General features: G+C 53.2%; 17 protein-coding genes. 11 read left to right on the top strand and 6 right to left on the bottom strand.

All coding sequences use genetic code 11. From position 1 onward, the window contains the following. The 8 genes from ACIP6T_RS10185 to ACIP6T_RS10150 all read left to right on the top strand — a co-directional run bounded on the left by ACIP6T_RS10185 (nt 1) and on the right by ACIP6T_RS10150 (nt 8,096). Nucleotides 1-897: a Dyp-type peroxidase gene (locus tag ACIP6T_RS10185; protein WP_400456741.1), complete on the top strand. Its 897-nt coding sequence runs from the start codon at nt 1-3 to the stop codon at nt 895-897. A 242-nt stretch (nt 898-1,139) separates the two neighbouring features. Beyond that, the gene (locus ACIP6T_RS10180; RefSeq protein WP_345828797.1) at nt 1,140-2,156 is read left to right on the top strand and encodes a sulfate ABC transporter substrate-binding protein; all 1,017 of its coding nucleotides are present in this window, start codon (nt 1,140-1,142) and stop codon (nt 2,154-2,156) included. Then, nucleotides 2,156-2,989 (top strand): sulfate/thiosulfate ABC transporter permease CysT, encoded by an 834-nt coding sequence (cysT, locus tag ACIP6T_RS10175; RefSeq protein WP_097096503.1) that lies wholly within the window; start codon nt 2,156-2,158, stop codon nt 2,987-2,989. The genes ACIP6T_RS10180 and cysT overlap by 1 nt, the downstream gene beginning before the upstream one ends. After that, nucleotides 2,989-3,861, top strand: a complete 873-nt coding sequence (gene cysW / locus ACIP6T_RS10170) for a sulfate/thiosulfate ABC transporter permease CysW (protein ID WP_097096504.1) — start codon at nt 2,989-2,991, stop codon at nt 3,859-3,861. The genes cysT and cysW overlap by 1 nt, the downstream gene beginning before the upstream one ends. Continuing rightward, nucleotides 3,851-4,939 carry a sulfate/thiosulfate ABC transporter ATP-binding protein CysA gene (cysA, locus tag ACIP6T_RS10165; protein WP_097096505.1) on the top strand — a complete coding sequence of 363 codons (1,089 nt, stop codon included), beginning with the start codon at nt 3,851-3,853 and terminating at the stop codon, nt 4,937-4,939. The genes cysW and cysA overlap by 11 nt, the downstream gene beginning before the upstream one ends. A gap of 71 nt (nt 4,940-5,010) precedes the next feature. Beyond that, the gene (cysM, locus tag ACIP6T_RS10160) at nt 5,011-5,892 is read left to right on the top strand and encodes a cysteine synthase CysM (RefSeq protein ID WP_345828799.1); all 882 of its coding nucleotides are present in this window, start codon (nt 5,011-5,013) and stop codon (nt 5,890-5,892) included. A 165-nt stretch (nt 5,893-6,057) separates the two neighbouring features. Then, the gene (locus ACIP6T_RS10155) at nt 6,058-6,738 is read left to right on the top strand and encodes a response regulator transcription factor (protein WP_097096507.1); all 681 of its coding nucleotides are present in this window, start codon (nt 6,058-6,060) and stop codon (nt 6,736-6,738) included. After that, nucleotides 6,735-8,096, top strand: a complete 1,362-nt coding sequence (locus tag ACIP6T_RS10150; protein ID WP_097096508.1) for an ATP-binding protein — start codon at nt 6,735-6,737, stop codon at nt 8,094-8,096. The genes ACIP6T_RS10155 and ACIP6T_RS10150 overlap by 4 nt, the downstream gene beginning before the upstream one ends. A gap of 100 nt (nt 8,097-8,196) precedes the next feature. Here ACIP6T_RS10150 and crr read toward each other — a convergent pair whose 3' ends face one another. The 5 genes from crr to cysZ all read right to left on the bottom strand — a co-directional run bounded on the left by crr (nt 8,197) and on the right by cysZ (nt 13,143). Further along, the gene (gene crr / locus ACIP6T_RS10145) at nt 8,197-8,700 is read right to left on the bottom strand and encodes a PTS glucose transporter subunit IIA (RefSeq protein WP_097096509.1); all 504 of its coding nucleotides are present in this window, start codon (nt 8,698-8,700) and stop codon (nt 8,197-8,199) included. A gap of 41 nt (nt 8,701-8,741) precedes the next feature. Further along, the gene (gene ptsI / locus ACIP6T_RS10140) at nt 8,742-10,469 is read right to left on the bottom strand and encodes a phosphoenolpyruvate-protein phosphotransferase PtsI (protein WP_097096510.1); all 1,728 of its coding nucleotides are present in this window, start codon (nt 10,467-10,469) and stop codon (nt 8,742-8,744) included. Between the two features lie 157 nt (nt 10,470-10,626). Then, on the bottom strand, nt 10,627-10,884 hold the full coding sequence (ptsH, locus tag ACIP6T_RS10135) for a phosphocarrier protein Hpr (RefSeq protein ID WP_007889063.1): 258 nt from the start codon (nt 10,882-10,884) through the stop codon (nt 10,627-10,629). 388 nt (nt 10,885-11,272) lie between these two features. Further along, a complete protein-coding gene (gene cysK / locus ACIP6T_RS10130) occupies nt 11,273-12,244 on the bottom strand; it encodes a cysteine synthase A (RefSeq protein ID WP_345828818.1) in 972 nt (323 codons plus the stop codon). 140 nt (nt 12,245-12,384) lie between these two features. Next, on the bottom strand, nt 12,385-13,143 hold the full coding sequence (gene cysZ, locus ACIP6T_RS10125) for a sulfate transporter CysZ (RefSeq protein ID WP_097096512.1): 759 nt from the start codon (nt 13,141-13,143) through the stop codon (nt 12,385-12,387). A gap of 217 nt (nt 13,144-13,360) precedes the next feature. Here cysZ and zipA point away from each other — a divergent pair, with 217 nt between their 5' ends. The 3 genes from zipA (at nt 13,361) to ACIP6T_RS10110 (ending at nt 16,642) form a co-directional block, all read left to right on the top strand. Next, complete coding sequence (zipA, locus tag ACIP6T_RS10120; protein ID WP_345828822.1) at nt 13,361-14,332, top strand: cell division protein ZipA; 972 nt, start codon at nt 13,361-13,363, stop codon at nt 14,330-14,332. A 68-nt stretch (nt 14,333-14,400) separates the two neighbouring features. Then, nucleotides 14,401-16,419 carry an NAD-dependent DNA ligase LigA gene (gene ligA / locus ACIP6T_RS10115; protein WP_400456733.1) on the top strand — a complete coding sequence of 673 codons (2,019 nt, stop codon included), beginning with the start codon at nt 14,401-14,403 and terminating at the stop codon, nt 16,417-16,419. A 1-nt stretch (nt 16,420) separates the two neighbouring features. Next, entirely contained in the window at nt 16,421-16,642 is a 222-nt protein-coding gene (locus tag ACIP6T_RS10110; RefSeq protein WP_345828825.1) for a DUF3820 family protein, read from the top strand. A gap of 28 nt (nt 16,643-16,670) precedes the next feature. On the opposite strand, the gene ACIP6T_RS10105 is transcribed toward ACIP6T_RS10110, so the two are convergent. After that, entirely contained in the window at nt 16,671-17,672 is a 1,002-nt protein-coding gene (locus tag ACIP6T_RS10105; protein WP_097096516.1) for a bile acid:sodium symporter family protein, read from the bottom strand. Between the last annotated feature and the right edge of the window lie 31 nt (nt 17,673-17,703).

Here is a 17,703-nt window from a genome sequence, read left to right as displayed (position 1 = left end):
ATGTCTCAGTTTCAGAGCGGTATCCTGCTGGAACACCGCCGATTCGCCATTTGGCTCGAAGCCCGCGTTACGGGCGACCTTGATGCGCTGCGTCAGGGCAGCAAATCCTTCTTAAAGCAGCTCAATGCGCTGCAATCCCAATTCAGTCAGGCTGGACTAGGCGCGGTGATCGCTTTTGGTGATGCGCTGTGGCGCGATCTACAGGGCAGCGCCTCCGCGCCAGAGCTCAAAGCTTTCGCGCCGTTGGGTAAAGGTATTGCGCCTGCGACCCAACGCGATGTGCTGATCCACATTCAATCACAGCGGCATGACGTGAATTTCGCGCTGGCGCAGGCTGCCATCGGCGCCTTTGCGGATGCCGTTAATATTGAAGAAGAGACGCACGGTTTCCGTTGGATAGAAGATCGTGACCTTTCCGGCTTTGTTGACGGCACGGAAAACCCACAGGGCGAGGCGCGCCAACAGGTGGCGATTATTGGTGAAGGTCCGGATGCTGGCGGCAGCTATGTGTTTACTCAGCGCTGGGAGCACAATCTCCAACTGTGGAATCGTCTGGCGGAAGAAAAGCAGGAAGCGATCATTGGGCGTACTAAAGAGACCAATGAAGAGCTACCGGGGGATCAACGTCCGGAGACTTCACATCTCAGCCGTGTCGATCTGAAAGAACAGGGCAAGGGCCTGAAGATTCTGCGTCAAAGTCTGCCTTACGGCAGCGCCAGCGGTAAGCACGGTTTGTACTTCATTTCCTACTGTCATCGCCTGTATAACATTGAGCAGCAGTTGCTGAGCATGTTCGGCGAGCGCGACGGCAAAATGGATGCCATGCTGCGCTTCACTAAGCCGGTCAGCGGCAGCTACTTTTTTGCGCCGTCGCTGGCGGCGTTGCACGCGATTTGATTAAGGTAGGGCGCCATAAATGGCGCCCCTACGAAATCTCGCATTATAGTGTCGCCATTTATGGCGACCTGTTTAACCCGGTTCAATCCCATCCGCTGCATAAACTCTCCCGCCGTCTTATGCTTTTTTAAACTTTGAAATCCCTAAACGATATATAAAACCGTTACAGCTTTCTCCTGAGTTATAAATACACTGACTGCATCTAATGACATTGGCGTAATGGCCGTCTTTCAGGGTGCAGCATGACACTTCCGATTTCGAAAAAATGGCTTGGCGGTATCGCGCTCTCGCTGAGTATCGCGAGTGCGGCGCAGGCGACCGAGTTGCTCAACAGTTCATATGATGTTTCACGCGAACTGTTCGTCGCCCTGAATGCGCCCTTTGAAAAGCAGTGGGACGCTGCGCATCCCAATGACAAGCTGACGATCAAGCAATCGCATGCCGGTTCTTCCAAGCAGGCGCTGGCGATTCTGCAAGGTCTGCGCGCTGATGTGGTGACCTACAATCAGGTAACGGATGTGCAGGTGCTGCATGACAAAGGTCAACTGATTCCGGCTGACTGGCAACAACGTTTACCCAACAACAGCTCGCCGTTTTACTCCACCATGGCATTTCTGGTGCGTAAAGGTAACCCAAAGCAGATTCACAGCTGGGCCGATCTGGCACGCGACAACGTGAAGCTGATCTTCCCTAATCCCAAAACGTCAGGCAACGGGCGCTATACCTATCTTGCCGCGTGGGGCGCTGCCGATCAGGCAGATGGTAAAGATAAAGCCAAAACTGAAGCCTTCATGACAAAATTTTTGAAGAACGTCGAAGTGTTTGATACCGGCGGTCGTGGCGCAACGACCACCTTTGCCGAGCGCGGCTTAGGTGATGTGCTGGTAAGCTTTGAATCGGAAGTGAATAATATCCGCAATCAGTACGGCAAAGATCAGTATGAAGTGATCGTACCGGAAACGAATATTCTGGCGGAATTCCCGGTGGCGTGGGTCGACAAAAATGTCGAACACAATGGCACCGCTGACGCCGCTAAAGCCTATCTGAATTATCTCTACACGCCTGAGGCGCAGAAAATCATCACCAGCTATTACTATCGCGTAAATAACCCACAGCTGATGGCGCAGCAGAAAGACCGCTTCCCGCAGACCAACCTGTTCAACGTCAACGATGCCTTTGGCGGCTGGGATAACGTGATGAAAGTCCATTTTGGTTCAGACGGTGAGCTGGACAAATTACTGGCAGCGGGGCGCGGATAATGTTCGCGCTGGCGCAAAAACGAGTCTTGCCTGGCTTTGGCTTGAGCCTTGGCACCAGCCTGTTGTTCACCTGCCTGATTCTGCTGCTGCCGATCAGCGCGTTACTGATGCAACTGTCGCAGATGACGCTGACGCAATATTGGGATGTGATTACGCATCCGCAGCTGATCGCCGCGTATAAAGTGACGATTCTGGCGGCGGGGGTGGCATCACTGTTCAATGCGGTATTTGGCATGCTGATGGCGTGGATTTTGACGCGCTATCGCTTCCCGGGCCGCACGCTGCTGGATGGCTTGATGGACCTGCCGTTTGCATTGCCCACCGCAGTCGCGGGTTTGACGCTGGCGGGCCTGTTTTCGGTAAACGGCTGGTACGGTCAGTGGCTGGCGCATTTTGATATCAAAGTTTCTTACACCTGGCTCGGGATCGCCGTCGCCATGGCCTTCACCAGCATCCCATTTGTGGTGCGTACCGTGCAGCCAGTGCTGGAAGAGTTAGGACCGGAATATGAAGAAGCGGCAGAAACCCTTGGCGCTACGCGCTGGCAGAGTTTCCGGCGCGTAGTGCTGCCTGAAGTCGCACCGGCTTTACTGGCGGGTACCGCGCTGTCGTTTACCCGCAGCATTGGCGAGTTTGGTGCGGTGATCTTTATCGCCGGTAACATTGCCTGGAAAACGGAAGTGACGTCGTTGATGATTTTTGTCCGCCTGCAGGAGTTCGATTACCCGGCAGCGAGCGCGATTGCTTCAGTGATCATGGCGGCTTCTCTGCTGCTGCTGTTTGCGATCAACACCCTGCAGAGCCGCTTTGGCCGTCGCTTAGGAGGCCACTGATGGCGGAGATTTCACACCTCAATCACGCCGATCGCCAGCCCATTAACTGGGGCAAGTGGCTGCTGATTGGCATCGGCGCGCTGGTTTCCCTGCTGCTGCTGGTGGTGCCGATGGTGTCCATCTTTTGGGAGGCACTTAATCAGGGCTTAGTGGCTTCACTGACTAACCTGAAAGATGGCGACATGCTGCACGCCATCTGGCTGACCCTCTTAGTGGCGCTGATTACCGTGCCGGTGAATATGGTGTTCGGTACGCTGCTGGCGTGGCTGGTGACGCGTTTTACCTTTCCGGGGCGCCAACTGCTGCTGACGCTTTTTGATATCCCCTTTGCCGTGTCGCCGGTGGTTGCTGGCTTGATGTATCTGCTGTTCTGGGGCGTTAACGGCCCGGCAGGTGGCTGGCTAGATGCACACAATATCCAGATTATGTTCTCCTGGCCCGGCATGGTGCTGGCTACCATCTTCGTTACCTGCCCGTTTGTGGTACGCGAATTGGTGCCGGTGATGCTCAGCCAGGGTAGCCACGAAGACGAGGCGGCGGTGCTGCTTGGCGCATCCGGCTGGCAGATGTTCCGCCGCGTGACGCTGCCGAACATCCGCTGGGCACTGATGTACGGCGTGGTGCTGACTAACGCACGTGCGATTGGTGAGTTTGGTGCGGTCTCGGTGGTTTCGGGATCGATACGCGGCGAAACCTATACCTTGCCGCTTCAGGTTGAATTACTGCATCAGGATTACAACACCGTGGGCGCCTTTACCGCCGCCGCGCTGCTGACCCTGATGGCAATTGTGACGCTGTTTCTGAAAAGCGTGGTGCAGTGGCGATTAGAGCATCAGCAGAAGCGCCTACAGGAGGAAAATCATGAGCATTGAGATTAAACAAATTAACAAAGCGTTTGACCGCACGTCGGTACTGAACGACATCTCTCTGGATATTCCTTCCGGCAAGATGGTGGCGCTGCTGGGACCGTCCGGTTCCGGGAAAACCACGCTGCTGCGCATTATCGCCGGGCTGGAACATCAGAACAGCGGCCAGATCCATTTTAATGGCAAAGACGTGAGCCGCATCCATGCGCGCGATCGCCAGGTCGGCTTCGTCTTCCAGCATTACGCGCTGTTCCGTCACATGACGGTATTCGACAACATTGCTTTTGGTTTGACCGTACTGCCGCGCCGTGAACGGCCGAATGCGGCAGAGATCAAAAAGCGCGTAACGCGTCTGCTGGAGATGGTGCAGCTGGGCCATCTGGCAAATCGTTTCCCGGCACAGCTTTCGGGCGGCCAAAAGCAGCGTGTGGCACTGGCACGTGCGCTGGCGGTCGAGCCGCAAATTCTGCTGCTGGATGAACCGTTTGGTGCGCTGGATGCGCAGGTGCGTAAAGAGCTGCGCCGTTGGCTGCGTCAACTGCACGAAGAGTTGAAGTTTACCAGCGTGTTCGTCACCCACGATCAGGAAGAGGCGATGGAAGTGGCCGACACCGTGGTGGTGATGAGCCAGGGCAATATCGAACAGGTGGGTACGCCTGATGACGTGTGGCGCGATCCGGCTACTCGCTTTGTGCTGGAGTTTCTCGGTGAAGTGAACCGCTTTAATGGTGAAGTGCACGGCTCGCAGTTCCACGTTGCCGCACATCGCTGGCCGCTGGGCTATACGCCTGCACATCAGGGCGAAGTCGAGCTGTTCCTGCGTCCATGGGAAATTGATATTTCACGCCAGAGCAGCCTGGAAACACCGCTGCCGGTGCAGGTGCTGGAAATTAGCCCGCGCGGCCACTTCTGGCAGCTGGTCGTGCAGCCAAGTGGCTGGCAGGGCGACGTCTTCTCCGTGGTGTTCGATGGCGATCATACTGCGCCGATTCGCGGTGAACGCTTGTTTGTCGGCCTGCAACAGGCCCGCATCTATCATGGCACTACGCCGCTAAGCCCGGTTGCCTTTGCCGAGAGCGCCTGATATTTTTGACACTCCTTCGGGCGGGACTTTCCCGCCCGAATTATTTGCCTCTCTTTCGTCTGGAATCAAACGTGACCACACTGGAAAATACCATCGGCAATACGCCGTTGATTAAGTTGCAGCGCCTGACGCCTGACAACGGCAGCGAAATCTGGCTAAAGCTGGAAGGCAACAATCCAGCCGGCTCGGTGAAAGACCGTGCGGCCTGGTCGATGATTCATCAGGCGGAGCTGCGCGGTGAGATTAAACCGGGTGATACCTTAATCGAAGCGACCAGCGGTAACACGGGCATTGCGCTGGCGATGATTGCGGCGATGAAAGGCTACAAGCTGCGTTTGCTGATGCCCGATAACATGAGCCAGGAACGTCAGGATGCGATGCGCGCCTACGGTGCTGAATTGCTGCTGGTGACGCGTGAGCAGGGCATGGAAGGGGCGCGGGATCGGGCACAGGCGATGGCCGATCGCGGCGAGGGTCGCGTGCTGGATCAGTTCAACAATCCCGATAATCCGCTAGGACACTATCTCACCACCGGCCCGGAAATCTGGCAGCAAACTCATGGGCGCATGACGCATTTTGTCTCCAGCATGGGCACTACCGGCACGATTACCGGCGTGGGACGTTACCTTAAAGAGTTTGCGCCGACGGTGCAGGTGATTGGCCTGCAGCCGCAAGAGGGCAGTAGCATTCCCGGTATTCGTCGCTGGCCGGAAGCTTATCTGCCCGGTATCTTTCGTCCGGAACTGGTGGATCAGGTGATTGATATGACGCAGCGTGAAGCCGAAGAGACAATGCGAGCGCTGGCTCAGCGTGAAGGTATTTTTTGTGGCGTCAGTTCTGGCGGTGCGGTAGCTGGCGCATTGCGTATTGCTGCGGCTCAACCTGGCAGCGTGGTGGTCGCGATTGTGTGCGATCGCGGCGATCGCTATCTCTCCACTGGCGTTTTCCACTGAGTCATTATTTCCGCATTTTATCTGGCCTGTGCCTACCGTAATGGTGCGCACAGGCCATTCTTGTCTATAGTCTCCCTAATAATCGTCTGTAAGGATCGCGTAAAACCGGCTGCGTTCGTAATGAACTCAGGACAAAATAGCGGCAATTTTGTACGAGAGATAAAGATGAAAATTCTGCTTGTTGATGATGATGTAGAACTCGGCACCATGTTGAGCCAATACCTGATTGCGGAAGGTTTTGAAACACAACTGGTTTTAACCGGTCACGCTGGCGTGGAAGGTGCGTTATCCGGCAACTATACCGCGATGATTCTCGACATCATGCTGCCCGATATGAGCGGCATTGATGTGCTGCGGCAGGTGCGTCAGAACAGCCGCTTACCGGTGATTATGTTGACGGCCAAAGGAGACAACATCGATCGCGTGATTGGTCTCGAAATGGGCGCAGACGATTACATGCCAAAACCGTGCTATCCGCGTGAACTGGTGGCTCGTTTGCGTGCGGTACTGCGCCGCTTTGAAGATCAGGCTCCGGTGCCCGATAAGAAAGAGCTGCTGCGCTGGGGCGATTTGAGCCTCAATCCGGCTACGCGGATTACTGAATGGCAGGGCAAAGCGTTTGATCTCACCGCATCCGAGTTTAATTTGCTGGATCTGTTGCTGCGTGCACCGGATCGCGTGGTATCGAAAGATGAGCTATCGGAAAAAGGCCTTGGTCGCCCACGTGAAGCGTACGATCGCAGCGTGGATGTGCATATCAGCAATATTCGCCAAAAGCTGGCAGCGTTAACGGCTGACAGCGTCAATATTGAAACTGTGCGCAGTATTGGTTACCGCATTCGATGAAACACAGCTACCGCGGCCGCATGTTCTGGAAGATTTTGCTGGGCTTCTGGATTGTGTTTGTCATTATTAGCCAGCTGCTGTGGCTTGGCTTTACGTTATCGGGTAATCGCCACGAGCCACCGGAGATCGTCGCTATTCGACGCATCGTTAATCTGCAAATGGCATCGGCGGTTTCGGTACTGGAACGCGGTGGCTTAAGTTCGCTGGACGATATGATGGCGGATTGGGAACCTAACGATCGTCAATTTTTCTCCGTTATTCAGCACGATAAACCCGTCGCGATGCCAGGTAATGCGCCGCCTGAAACCTTTAGTGCGCCGTTTCATGGACCTTTCCCTGATGTGATTGTGCGTTGGGTGAAAGGGCAGGATGGCAAGCAGTACGAACTGCGCTATGACGTGAAGGGGCTGCGCGAAGACAGTTCGATGGGCGGTGGCCGTCCGCGACGTATCCTCAATATCCCGGAGCCGATGTTTACCTTTGCCGGTGCGCTGGGATTACTGTTCAGCCTGCTGCTGGCATGGAACCTGACACGCCCTATGCGTCAGCTGCGCGAGGGCTTTGCGCGCGTGTCCAGCGGTGATCTGTCGGTGCGCCTCTATCCGGTGATGCGTAAGCGCCATGACGAGCTTTCAAATGTTGCACAAGATTTCGATGCGATGGTCGAGCGGCTTGATACGTTGGTGAAAGCGCGTGAAGAGCTGCTGCACGATATTTCGCACGAGCTGCGCTCACCGTTGGCGCGTCTACAGCTGGCGACCGGCCTTGCGCGTCAAACGCCAGCCTCGGTGGAATCCTCGCTCAACCGCATTGATGAAGAAGCGCGCCGTCTGGATAAGATGATTGGCGAGCTGTTGACGCTGTCGCGAGCCGAACATGAGAGCATGCCGGGCGAGCAATATTTCGACCTCACCGGCCTGTTGCACGCGGTGGTCACCGACGTTCGCTATGAGGCTCAGATCCCCGGTGTGAAAGTTGATTTCCAGGTTGATGAAAATGCGGATTATACCGTGCACGGTAATGCCGAGTTGATTCGGCGTGGCGTAGAGAACGTGCTGCGCAATGCGCTGCGTTTTTCGCATAAAGGGCAGCATATCAACGTGAGTCTACAGGCGGAAAATCAGTGGCTGGCGATCAGCGTGCGCGATCAGGGGCCCGGAGTGGATGATGAGAAGCTGTCGAGCATCTTCGATCCCTTTGTGCGCGTGAATTCGCCCTTGATGGGCAAAGGTTACGGTTTAGGGCTATCGATTGTCCGGAAAGTGATTCTGGCACATCACGGTGAAGTTAAGGCGGTCAATCGCCCGGAAGGGGGATTGGAGTTGACGTTAAGGCTGCCGCGCTGGAAGCAGCAGTGATTTCGTCTGGTATTAGCGATCGCATTGCATTGTTGCGGCTGTAAAACAAAAACGGCACCCAGTGGGTGCCGTTTTTTTATTATCGCGAATCAGCCGAAGCTTACTTCTTGATGCGGATAACCGGCGTCTCGCCTACCGTTACCTGACCGGAGAGTTTGATGAGCTCTTTAATTTCGTCCATATTCGAGATCACAACCGGCGTCAGCGTCGATTTCGCTTTCTCTTCCAGCAGTGCCAGATCAAACTCGATCACCACGTCGCCTTTCTTGACCTTCTGGCCTTCTTCAGCGATGCGTTTGAAACCTTCACCTTTAAGCTCAACCGTGTCGATACCGAAGTGAACGAACAGCTCGATACCATTATCAGACTCGATTGAAAATGCGTGGTTAGTTTCGAAAATCTTGCCGATAGTACCATCAACCGGAGCAACCATTTTGTTACCGGTTGGTTTGATTGCGATACCGTCACCCACGATTTTCTCAGCGAATACCACATCAGGTACGTCTTCGATATTTACGATTTCGCCTGACAGAGGCGCAACGATATCAATAGTGCCTGACGCGCTCTCTGATTTTTCGCCAAAAAGTTTAGAAAACAAACCCATGATCTTCTCCTAAGCAGTAATTTGAGGCTAGCGTCCGTGGATCAGCAGAGCGTTTTTTCTTTAATGAATTTGTTAACTAAATTCATTAAATCATCCGCTGTCGGTTGATCCAGAGCCTGCTCCGCCAATGCCTTCGCATCTTCGAAATTAGTATTACGAATAATCTTCTTGATGCTCGGGATTGAAATGGCGCTCATGCTGAATTCATCCAGCCCCATTCCCAGTAACAGTAGTGTAGCACGTTCATCACCAGCCAGCTCACCACACATGCCGGTCCATTTCCCTTCGGCATGTGATGCATCGATCACTTGCTTAATGAGACCGAGAACAGACGGTGACATTGGGTTATAGAGGTGTGAAATCAAATCATTACCACGATCGACCGCCAGAGTATACTGCGTCAGGTCATTTGTCCCAATACTAAAGAAGTCGACTTCTTTCGCCAGATGGCGAGCAATCACTGCGGAAGCTGGCGTTTCTACCATGATGCCCACTTCAATGGTCTCATCAAAGGATTTGCCTTCTTCACGCAATTGCGTTTTCAGCAGCTCCAGCTCGCCTTTCAGGATGCGAACTTCTTCTACTGAAATAATCATTGGGAACATGATGCGCAGTTTGCCGAAAGAGGAGGCACGCAGAATAGCGCGCAGCTGCGCATGCAGGATCTCTTTACGGTCCATCGCAATACGGATGGCGCGCCAGCCGAGGAACGGGTTGTCCTCTTTCGGCAGGTTCATGTAAGGCAGATCTTTGTCGCCACCGATGTCCATGGTACGCACGATAACCGCTTGTGAACCGACTGCTTCAGCTACCGCTTTATAAGCCTGGAACTGCTCTTCTTCAGTTGGCAATGAATCACGGTCCATAAACAGGAATTCAGTGCGGTATAAGCCTACGCCTTCCGCGCCGTTACGCTCTGCACCTGCTACATCACGTACTGTACCAATGTTGGCGCAGACCTCAACCTGATGACCGTCCAGCGTAATCGCTGGCAGATCTTTCAGTTTTGCCAGCTCATGTTTCTCAGACAGATACTGTGTCTGGATGGCTTTCAGTTCTTCCTGTACTTCTTCAGTAGGATTCACGTAAACCTTGTTGTTTACGCCATCCAGAATCAGGAAATCGCCGTTTTTAACAGTGGCAGTCACGTTGCCGGTACCAACAATCGCTGGTAGCTCAAGCGAACGCGCCATGATCGAGGTGTGAGAGGTACGTCCACCCAGATCGGTAATAAAGCCCAGCACCTTTTTCAGGTTCAGCTGTGCGGTTTCTGACGGCGTTAAATCTTTGGCCACCAGAATAGATTCTTCAGCAATCGCGCTCAGATCGACGATGTGCAGTCCAAGAATGTTCTGCAGCAGACGCTTACCGATATCACGCACGTCAGCGGCGCGCTCTTTCAGGTATTCGTCATCCAGCTCTTCCAGCGCAACGGCCTGGCCTTCAACCACAGAATGTGCGGCAGCGTCAGCAGTAGCGTGATCTTTCTTGATGAGGTCGATGATTTCCTGCTCAAGCTCTTCGTCTTCGAGCAGCATGATGTGACCTTCAAAGATCGCAGCTTTCTCTTCACCGAAGGTTTCACCGGCTTTAATGCGAATGGCTTCGAGCTGTGTAGCAGCTTTGCTGCGTCCATCGAGGAAGCGCTGAACTTCCTGCTCAACCTGATCGTCGGTAATTTTTTTACGACTGATGACGATCTCATCTTCTTTCAGCAGGAGTGCGTTGCCGAAAGCGATACCCGGTGATGCTAAAATGCCTGAAATCATAACCCTACCTTTTAATCACGATGGCTCATTGACCCAATGCGTCGCCACTGTCGCGGAGCAGTACTCTAAGGAAGCAATAACGCGGACAGGTTGTCCGCGATCAAGATATTTGCACTCAATGGGGCAAAGGGGTCGGTTTTGTTGCGAACTGAGCCGGTTACTCCAGCTCAGCCATCAGCTTAACCAGGTGCTCAACCGCTTGCTGCTCGTCTTCACCTTCGGCAGACAGCGTAACAACCGTACCCTGAGTCAGACCCAAAGTCTGCAGTTTGAACAGGCTTTTCGCGCTGGCCGATTTGCCATTGGAAGTCACAGTGATTTCTGACTGGAAAGCCTTGGCTTCTTTAACGAACTGAGCTGCAGGACGGGTATGAAGGCCGTTAGGTGCGGTAATGGTAACTTCTTGCTGGAACATTCTATTTCCCCAACTTTATCAGGTTTGGTGTTATGGATCTAAAGTCTAGCCTGGAGCCGTAACTTTAGCCTGTATAGGTGCGCTGGTATGGCATAAAGCTGACCAAAAAATGCGCTTGAATAAGTAGGTCATTAACCTGGAAAGATCAAAAACCGCACTGATTCGTCACTCTTCTCATTATGCCGTGATTCGCCGTTTAGCCAAATCAGTAAATCGATTCAGCTTGATCCACTTCAAAGGCAGATTAATTTCAGGCACCGAAATAATTGGAAGCTTAAATACCAGAGCCCTATCACTGAAAGCAATCTGTCTGGTGATAAAAGTGAGATCTGCGCCACAAAAAAGCACCCATGCGGGTGCTTTTTTCATCAGTTTCAGACTTTGTACATCATTGCTGCAGTTCTTTCTCGGTGAAGAGATCGGCAAACAGTGCGGTGCTTAAATAGCGTTCGCCCGAGGAGGGCAGGATCACCACAATATTCTTATTGGCGAAGGCTTCGTCTTCCTGCAGCTTAAGGGCGGCTGCCACAGCAGCGCCTGACGATATTCCCGCCAAAATCCCTTCTTCTTCCATTAACTGGCGTGCCGTGCTGATGGCTTCTTCATTGGTGATCGCCACCACGCGATCGATCAGTTTCAGATCAAGGTTGCCAGGAATGAAGCCGGCACCAATACCCTGAATTTTATGCGGGCCAGGTTTTATCTCTTCGCCAGCCAACGCCTGAGCAATGACCGGAGAATCGGTTGGTTCAACCGCAACGGTAATCAGGTCTTTCTTGCCTTTGGTATTTTTGATGTAGCGGCTTACGCCAGTCAGTGTGCCACCAGTGCCGACGCCGGCGATAAATACGTCCACCTCACCATCGGTATCTTCCCAGATTTCTGGTCCGGTAGTTTTCTCGTGGATTTCTGGATTCGCTGGATTGCTGAATTGCTGTAACAGCACATATTTATCGGGATCGCTGGCTACAATCTCTTCGGCTTTCGCAATGGCACCTTTCATGCCTTTTGGGCCTTCAGTGAGCACCAGATTCGCGCCTAGTGCTTTCAGCAGCTTGCGACGCTCAATTGACATAGTCTCCGGCATCGTCAGCGTCAGCTTGTAACCGCGCGCAGCCGCCACGTACGCCAGGGCAATACCGGTGTTGCCGCTGGTTGGTTCAACCAGCTCAACGCCCGGCTTCAAAATACCGCGTTTTTCCGCGTCCCAAATCATATTGGCACCGATACGGCATTTGATGCTGAAGCTCGGGTTACGTGACTCGACCTTAGCCAGAATGCGGCCGTTACCGATGCGGTTCAGTCGAACCAGCGGCGTATGACCAATTGTCAGAGAGTTGTCTTCATAGATCTTACTCATAGCTCGTCCTTAACTGTATGAAATATTGGGAACCCTCAGAGCATACCTTTTCTTCCGATGTGCGGAAGGAAAGAAATCGTATATCTATATAGCGCACAACCATAAGCCTTAAGCAAAAAAGCATAAGGCAATTTAACGCTTTAGTGGCGCGCGTGTTGCTGTCGATATCGATCAACCCACATCGCCGTTGCGCCGCATACGGCAACGGGCAGGATCGCCAGATTGATAATCGGAATCATAGTAAACAGGCTGACGAGCGCGCCAAATTGCATATTTGCCGTCTTGTGCTGTCGCAATGCGTGGCGCATCTGCTGAAAACTCACTTTGTGGTTATCAAACGGATAGTCGCAATACTGCACTGATAACATCCAGGCACTGAATAAAAACCATAGAACTGGCGCCACAGTTTGTCCAAAACCGGGGATAAAGTGGAGCAGCAGCAAGCCAAATGCGCGCGGCAAATAGTAACCGAGCTTCTGCAACTCCCGCTTCATGATGCGCGGAACATCCTTAATCATGCCCATCCAGCCGCTATCCGGCAGCGGTTTTCCGGTCAAACGACCTTCAAGCTGTTCAGCGAGCAGGCCGCAAAATGGCGCGGCAATCAAATTGGCTATCGTAGAGAAGAAATAGCTGAACACCAACACGATCGAAATCACTGAAAGCGGCCATAGCAGATAGCTGAGCCACTGTAACCAGTCGGGGATATGTGACATTAACGCAGGGATCCACTGACCCAGGCGCTGAAACAACCAGATAAAGGCGCCGCCAAGCAGCAGAATGTTGATGATAAGTGGGATAATGACATAGCGACGAATGCCTGGCAGACGCACCAGTTTCCATCCTTCGGCAAAGTAATGAACACCATTAAATGTTGAGACCGAATTCACAGCGGGCATAGCAAGCCTTTCTCCTAAATATGGCGGCGTGGACATCATAACCTGGCTTTTTATCGGTTACAGGCGTGCTTTGTGCGAAAAAACAGCAAAAAAGCGTGGGGCAGCTATCTAATTTGTCAGAAAATACTGCACAGACTTGCACTTGTTTAGCTGGGCAAATACAGTTAGAGGATAAAGTTTGCCGTGGTGGCAAGGTATTGGAACAACAGAGAATACAATGATGCAGGATTTGCGTCTGATATTAATCGTTGTTGGCGCGATCGCCATAATAGCGCTACTCCTTCATGGACTGTGGACCAGCCGTAAAGAGCGCTCCTCCGTGTTTCGTGATCGCCCGCACAAACGTCTGAAACAGCGCGAAGAAGCCGATGAAGATCTGCTGAGCGAAGATGATGATGGCGTCGGCGAAGTCCGCGTACGCCGTCATCGTGATGCTGATGAAGAGCCCGAGTTTACGCCGCGTCCGGTGAGCGCGCCGCGTGCGCCTGAACCTGTGCGTCAGCCGGCTGCACATCAATCCGATCCATTATTAGGCGATCCACTGCTGGATAATGAGCCGGAAGCTCGTAAGCCTGCCGCACCGCAAGCCCCGGTGTCGAAGCCCGCTCCAGTACCGCAACCCATTCAATCCGATCCGCTGCTGGATAATGAACCGCTAGCAGCCACGCAGCCTGCGCCGGAATTCCTGGCTGCGGAAGATGAGCCAGAGCTTGCACATGAAACTCCGGTAGCGCAGCCGCAAGAGGCGCCTAAGCAGGCTGCTGCACCGGGAAGTAAAAAAGAAGCGGTCTTGGTGCTGCACGTCGCTGCACATACCGGAGGCGAACTGAACGGTGAAGCTCTGCTGCAAGGTATTCTGCAGGCTGGCTTCCAGTTTGGTGAAATGAATATTTTCCATCGTCATCTGAGCCCAGCAGGAAGCGGCCCGGTGCTGTTTAGCCTGGCGAATATGGTCAAGCCTGGATCCTTTGATCCGGATGAGATGGGGAATTTCTCCACGCCGGGCATCTCTATCTTTATGATGGTACCGTCATACGGAGATGCGAATCAGAACTTTAAGCTGATGCTGCAATCGGCACAGCGTATTGCGGATGATGTTGGTGGCGTGGTGCTGGATGATGAGCGTCGCATGATGACGCCGCAGAAGCTGGAAACCTACAAAACGCGTATTCGCGAAGTTATCGGTTAATCGCCGCTAATTGACTCAAACTAAATACAACCCCCGCATGTCGGGGGTTTTTTATCGGATAAGAGACTATGAAATCGGTTCAGGAGCAAATTACTGCGCTGCGCACCACGCTACATCATCACGAATATCTCTATCACGTGATGGATACACCGGAAATTCCGGACGCAGAATATGACCGATTAATGGTACAGCTGCGTGAGCTGGAAAGTGCGCATCCTGAATTGATTACGCCTGATTCACCGACGCAGCGCGTGGGTGCCGCGCCGCTAGCGGCTTTTGAGCAGGTGCGGCACGAAGTACCGATGTTGTCTCTGGATAACACGTTTGATGAAGCAGGCTTCCTGGCTTTCAACAAACGTGTGCAGGATCGCCTTAAAAGCAGCGACGATCTCACCTATTGCTGTGAACTCAAGCTTGATGGCCTGGCGGTGAGTTTATTGTATGAGGATGGACTGCTGGTACGCGCGGCAACGCGTGGTGATGGCACAACCGGCGAGAACATTACCGCCAACGTGCGCACTATCCATGCCATTCCGCTGCGGCTGCATGGCGATAACATCCCTGCACGCGTGGAAGTGCGTGGTGAAGTGTTTATCACTGAAAGCGGCTTTGAAAAACTCAACGAAGAAGCGCGTCGCACCGGCGGTAAAGTTTTCGCTAATCCACGTAATGCTGCAGCAGGTTCGCTGCGCCAGCTTGATCCACGCATTACTGCCAAACGTCCGCTGACTTTCTTCTGCTATGGTTTCGGCTTACTGGAGGGCGGAGAGATGCCAGCCAGCCATTGGCAGCGCCTGCAGCAATTTAAAGCGTGGGGATTACCGGTTACCGATCGTATCCGCCTCGCACATAGCGCCGATGAGGTGCTGGCGTTTTATCGCCAGATTGAGCAGGAGCGTCCTTCGCTTGGTTTCGATATAGATGGTGTCGTCATCAAGGTTGATTCTCAGGCACTGCAGGAGCAACTGGGATTTGTGGCGCGAGCCCCGCGCTGGGCAGTGGCGTTCAAATTCCCGGCGCAGGAACAGATGACCTTCGTACGTGATGTTGAATTCCAGGTGGGCCGAACGGGGGCAATCACACCCGTCGCGCGTCTTGAGCCGGTGCAGGTTGCTGGTGTCGTGGTCAGTAACGCGACGCTGCACAATGCCGATGAAATAGCCCGGCTGGGGTTACGCATTGGCGACAAAGTGGTCATTCGCCGCGCTGGCGATGTGATTCCGCAGGTGGTTAACGTAGTGGAATCTGAACGCCCTGATGAAACGCGAGAAATTGTTTTCCCAAGTCATTGTCCGGTCTGTGGTTCAGACGTTGAGCGGGTGGAAGGCGAAGTGGTCACGCGTTGCACCGGTGGCCTGATTTGCGGTGCACAGCGTAAAGAAGCGCTTAAACACTTCGTCTCACGTCGCGCGATGGATGTGGACGGCATGGGTGATAAAATCATCGATCAGCTGGTGGAAAAAGAGTATGTCTCAACGCCAGCCGATCTGTTCCGTCTTACTGCCGGTAAACTAACTGGCCTCGATCGCATGGGGCCGAAATCGGCACAGAATGTGGTCGATGCGCTGGAGAAAGCCAAATCCACTACTTTAGCGCGTTTCCTGTATGCGCTTGGTATTCGTGAAGTGGGTGAAGCCACCGCCGCCAATCTTGCAAATCACTTTGGTGAACTGGAAAAAGTGATGAATGCCGATCTCGATGCGCTGATTGAAGTGCAGGATGTGGGCAAAGTCGTCGCTACCCACGTGCGTAACTTTATGGATGAAGAGAGTAATCGTGCAGTAATCCGCGAGCTTACCGAAGAGATCGGCGTACATTGGCCGCAGGTTGAAGTGGTTAACATCGAAGAGATTGATAGCCCGTTTGCCGGCAAGACCGTGGTACTCACCGGGTCTCTGTCAGTAATGAACCGCGATGATGCCAAAGAGCGGCTGATTGCACTGGGCGCGAAAGTCAGCGGCAGCGTATCGAAGAAAACCGATTTACTGATTGCTGGTGAAGCGGCGGGTTCTAAACTGGCGAAGGCGCAAGAGCTTGGCATTCCGGTCATTGATGAAGCGGAAATGATTCGCCTGCTTGGAGCCTGACGTGGATAAACAGCAGCTGGTAGAAATCGCGAATACTGTGATGCCGTTCGGCAAGTACAAGGGCAGGGTGCTGATTGACGTGCCGGAAGAGTATTTACTGTGGTTCGCGCGTAAAGACGAATTCCCGGCCGGTAAGCTAGGTGAATTAATGCAGTTAACGTTGGTGATCAAGAGTGAGGGACTGGAAGGTCTGGTCAAACCGCTCAAACGCAGCGAAGAGTAAAACGGCCCGCATTTGCGGGCCGTTTTATTTAAGATTTCTGAACGTCTACCTGCTGCTGCGCCAGCCTCTTTTCATTACCGGCTTTATAACGCTGGGCAATGAAAGAACATACCATGAGCTGTACCTGATGGAAGATCATCAGTGGCAGCACGATGATCCCCACCGAGCTGGCCGGGAACAGAATGTTGGCCATCGGGACACCGTTGGCGAGGCTCTTTTTCGAACCACAAAACAGCACCACAATTTCATCTGCACGGCTGAAGCCGAACAAACGCGATGCGCCGAGGTTAATGGCTAGCGCAATAAACAGCACCAGCACACTTCCCACCAGAATCCACAGCAAGGTATCAACGCCAACGCGATGCCAAATGCCATTCACTACCGCTTCACTAAAGGCGGAATAGACGACCAGCAGAATTGAAGTTTGATCGGTTTTACCTATCAGGCTGCGATGTTTCTCAACCCAGGCGCCAATCCAGCGGCGCGACAGATGGCCAACCACAAACGGCACCAGCAGCTGCAGCATGATTTTACCAATCTGTTCCAGGCCATTGCTGGGCGCATCGCTGTGAACATTCATCACCAGATTCACCAGCAGCGGCGAAACAAACACGCCGAGTAGGCTGGATGCGGAAGCCGCACACACTGCGGCGGCAACGTTACCGCCGGCCATGGAGGTGAAGGCGATAGATGACTGCACGGTCGCGGGCAGAATGCACAGATAGATGAAGCCGGTGTAAATCTCAGGGCTGACATTAACCGGATGCCACCAGACAATCAGCAGACCCAGAATCGGGAAAATGACAAAAGTGCTGCACATGATCCACAAATGCAAACGCCAGTGGCTACTGCCGGCAATGATCTTCTCGCGCGACAATTTGGCACCATGCATAAAGAACAGCAGGGCAATGGCGGCGGTCGTTAGGTATTCAAAGAATTCGACAAACCCGCCTTTGGCCGGGAAGAAGCTGGCGAGAAGTACGGTGATGATGAGTTTTACCATCATCGGATCGAGGCGTAAAAATCCCATTGTTAAAATCCGGTTAAATATAAAAAAATGA

Source organism: Pantoea sp. NPDC088449, assembly GCF_044753225.1.
In the GTDB taxonomy this organism is placed as follows: domain Bacteria; phylum Pseudomonadota; class Gammaproteobacteria; order Enterobacterales; family Enterobacteriaceae; genus Pantoea; species Pantoea floridensis.
The sequence above is the reverse complement of the archived record's forward strand: the minus strand, read 5'-3'. Positions and strand labels throughout refer to the sequence as shown.

Excerpts from the sequence above, each read along its gene's own strand:
- ACIP6T_RS10185 (WP_400456741.1), top strand. The coding sequence starts at position 1 with ATGTCTCAGTTTCAGAGCGGTATCCTGCTGGAACACCGCCGATTCGCC.
- ACIP6T_RS10180 (WP_345828797.1), top strand. The coding sequence starts at position 1,140 with ATGACACTTCCGATTTCGAAAAAATGGCTTGGCGGTATCGCGCTCTCG.
- cysT (WP_097096503.1), top strand. The coding sequence starts at position 2,156 with ATGTTCGCGCTGGCGCAAAAACGAGTCTTGCCTGGCTTTGGCTTGAGC.
- cysW (WP_097096504.1), top strand. The coding sequence starts at position 2,989 with ATGGCGGAGATTTCACACCTCAATCACGCCGATCGCCAGCCCATTAAC.
- cysA (WP_097096505.1), top strand. The coding sequence starts at position 3,851 with ATGAGCATTGAGATTAAACAAATTAACAAAGCGTTTGACCGCACGTCG.
- ACIP6T_RS10155 (WP_097096507.1), top strand. The coding sequence starts at position 6,058 with ATGAAAATTCTGCTTGTTGATGATGATGTAGAACTCGGCACCATGTTG.
- ACIP6T_RS10150 (WP_097096508.1), top strand. The coding sequence starts at position 6,735 with ATGAAACACAGCTACCGCGGCCGCATGTTCTGGAAGATTTTGCTGGGC.
- crr (WP_097096509.1), bottom strand. The coding sequence starts at position 8,700 with ATGGGTTTGTTTTCTAAACTTTTTGGCGAAAAATCAGAGAGCGCGTCA.
- ptsI (WP_097096510.1), bottom strand. The coding sequence starts at position 10,469 with ATGATTTCAGGCATTTTAGCATCACCGGGTATCGCTTTCGGCAACGCA.
- ptsH (WP_007889063.1), bottom strand. The coding sequence starts at position 10,884 with ATGTTCCAGCAAGAAGTTACCATTACCGCACCTAACGGCCTTCATACC.
- cysK (WP_345828818.1), bottom strand. The coding sequence starts at position 12,244 with ATGAGTAAGATCTATGAAGACAACTCTCTGACAATTGGTCATACGCCG.
- cysZ (WP_097096512.1), bottom strand. The coding sequence starts at position 13,143 with ATGCCCGCTGTGAATTCGGTCTCAACATTTAATGGTGTTCATTACTTT.
- zipA (WP_345828822.1), top strand. The coding sequence starts at position 13,361 with ATGATGCAGGATTTGCGTCTGATATTAATCGTTGTTGGCGCGATCGCC.
- ligA (WP_400456733.1), top strand. The coding sequence starts at position 14,401 with ATGAAATCGGTTCAGGAGCAAATTACTGCGCTGCGCACCACGCTACAT.
- ACIP6T_RS10105 (WP_097096516.1), bottom strand. The coding sequence starts at position 17,672 with ATGGGATTTTTACGCCTCGATCCGATGATGGTAAAACTCATCATCACC.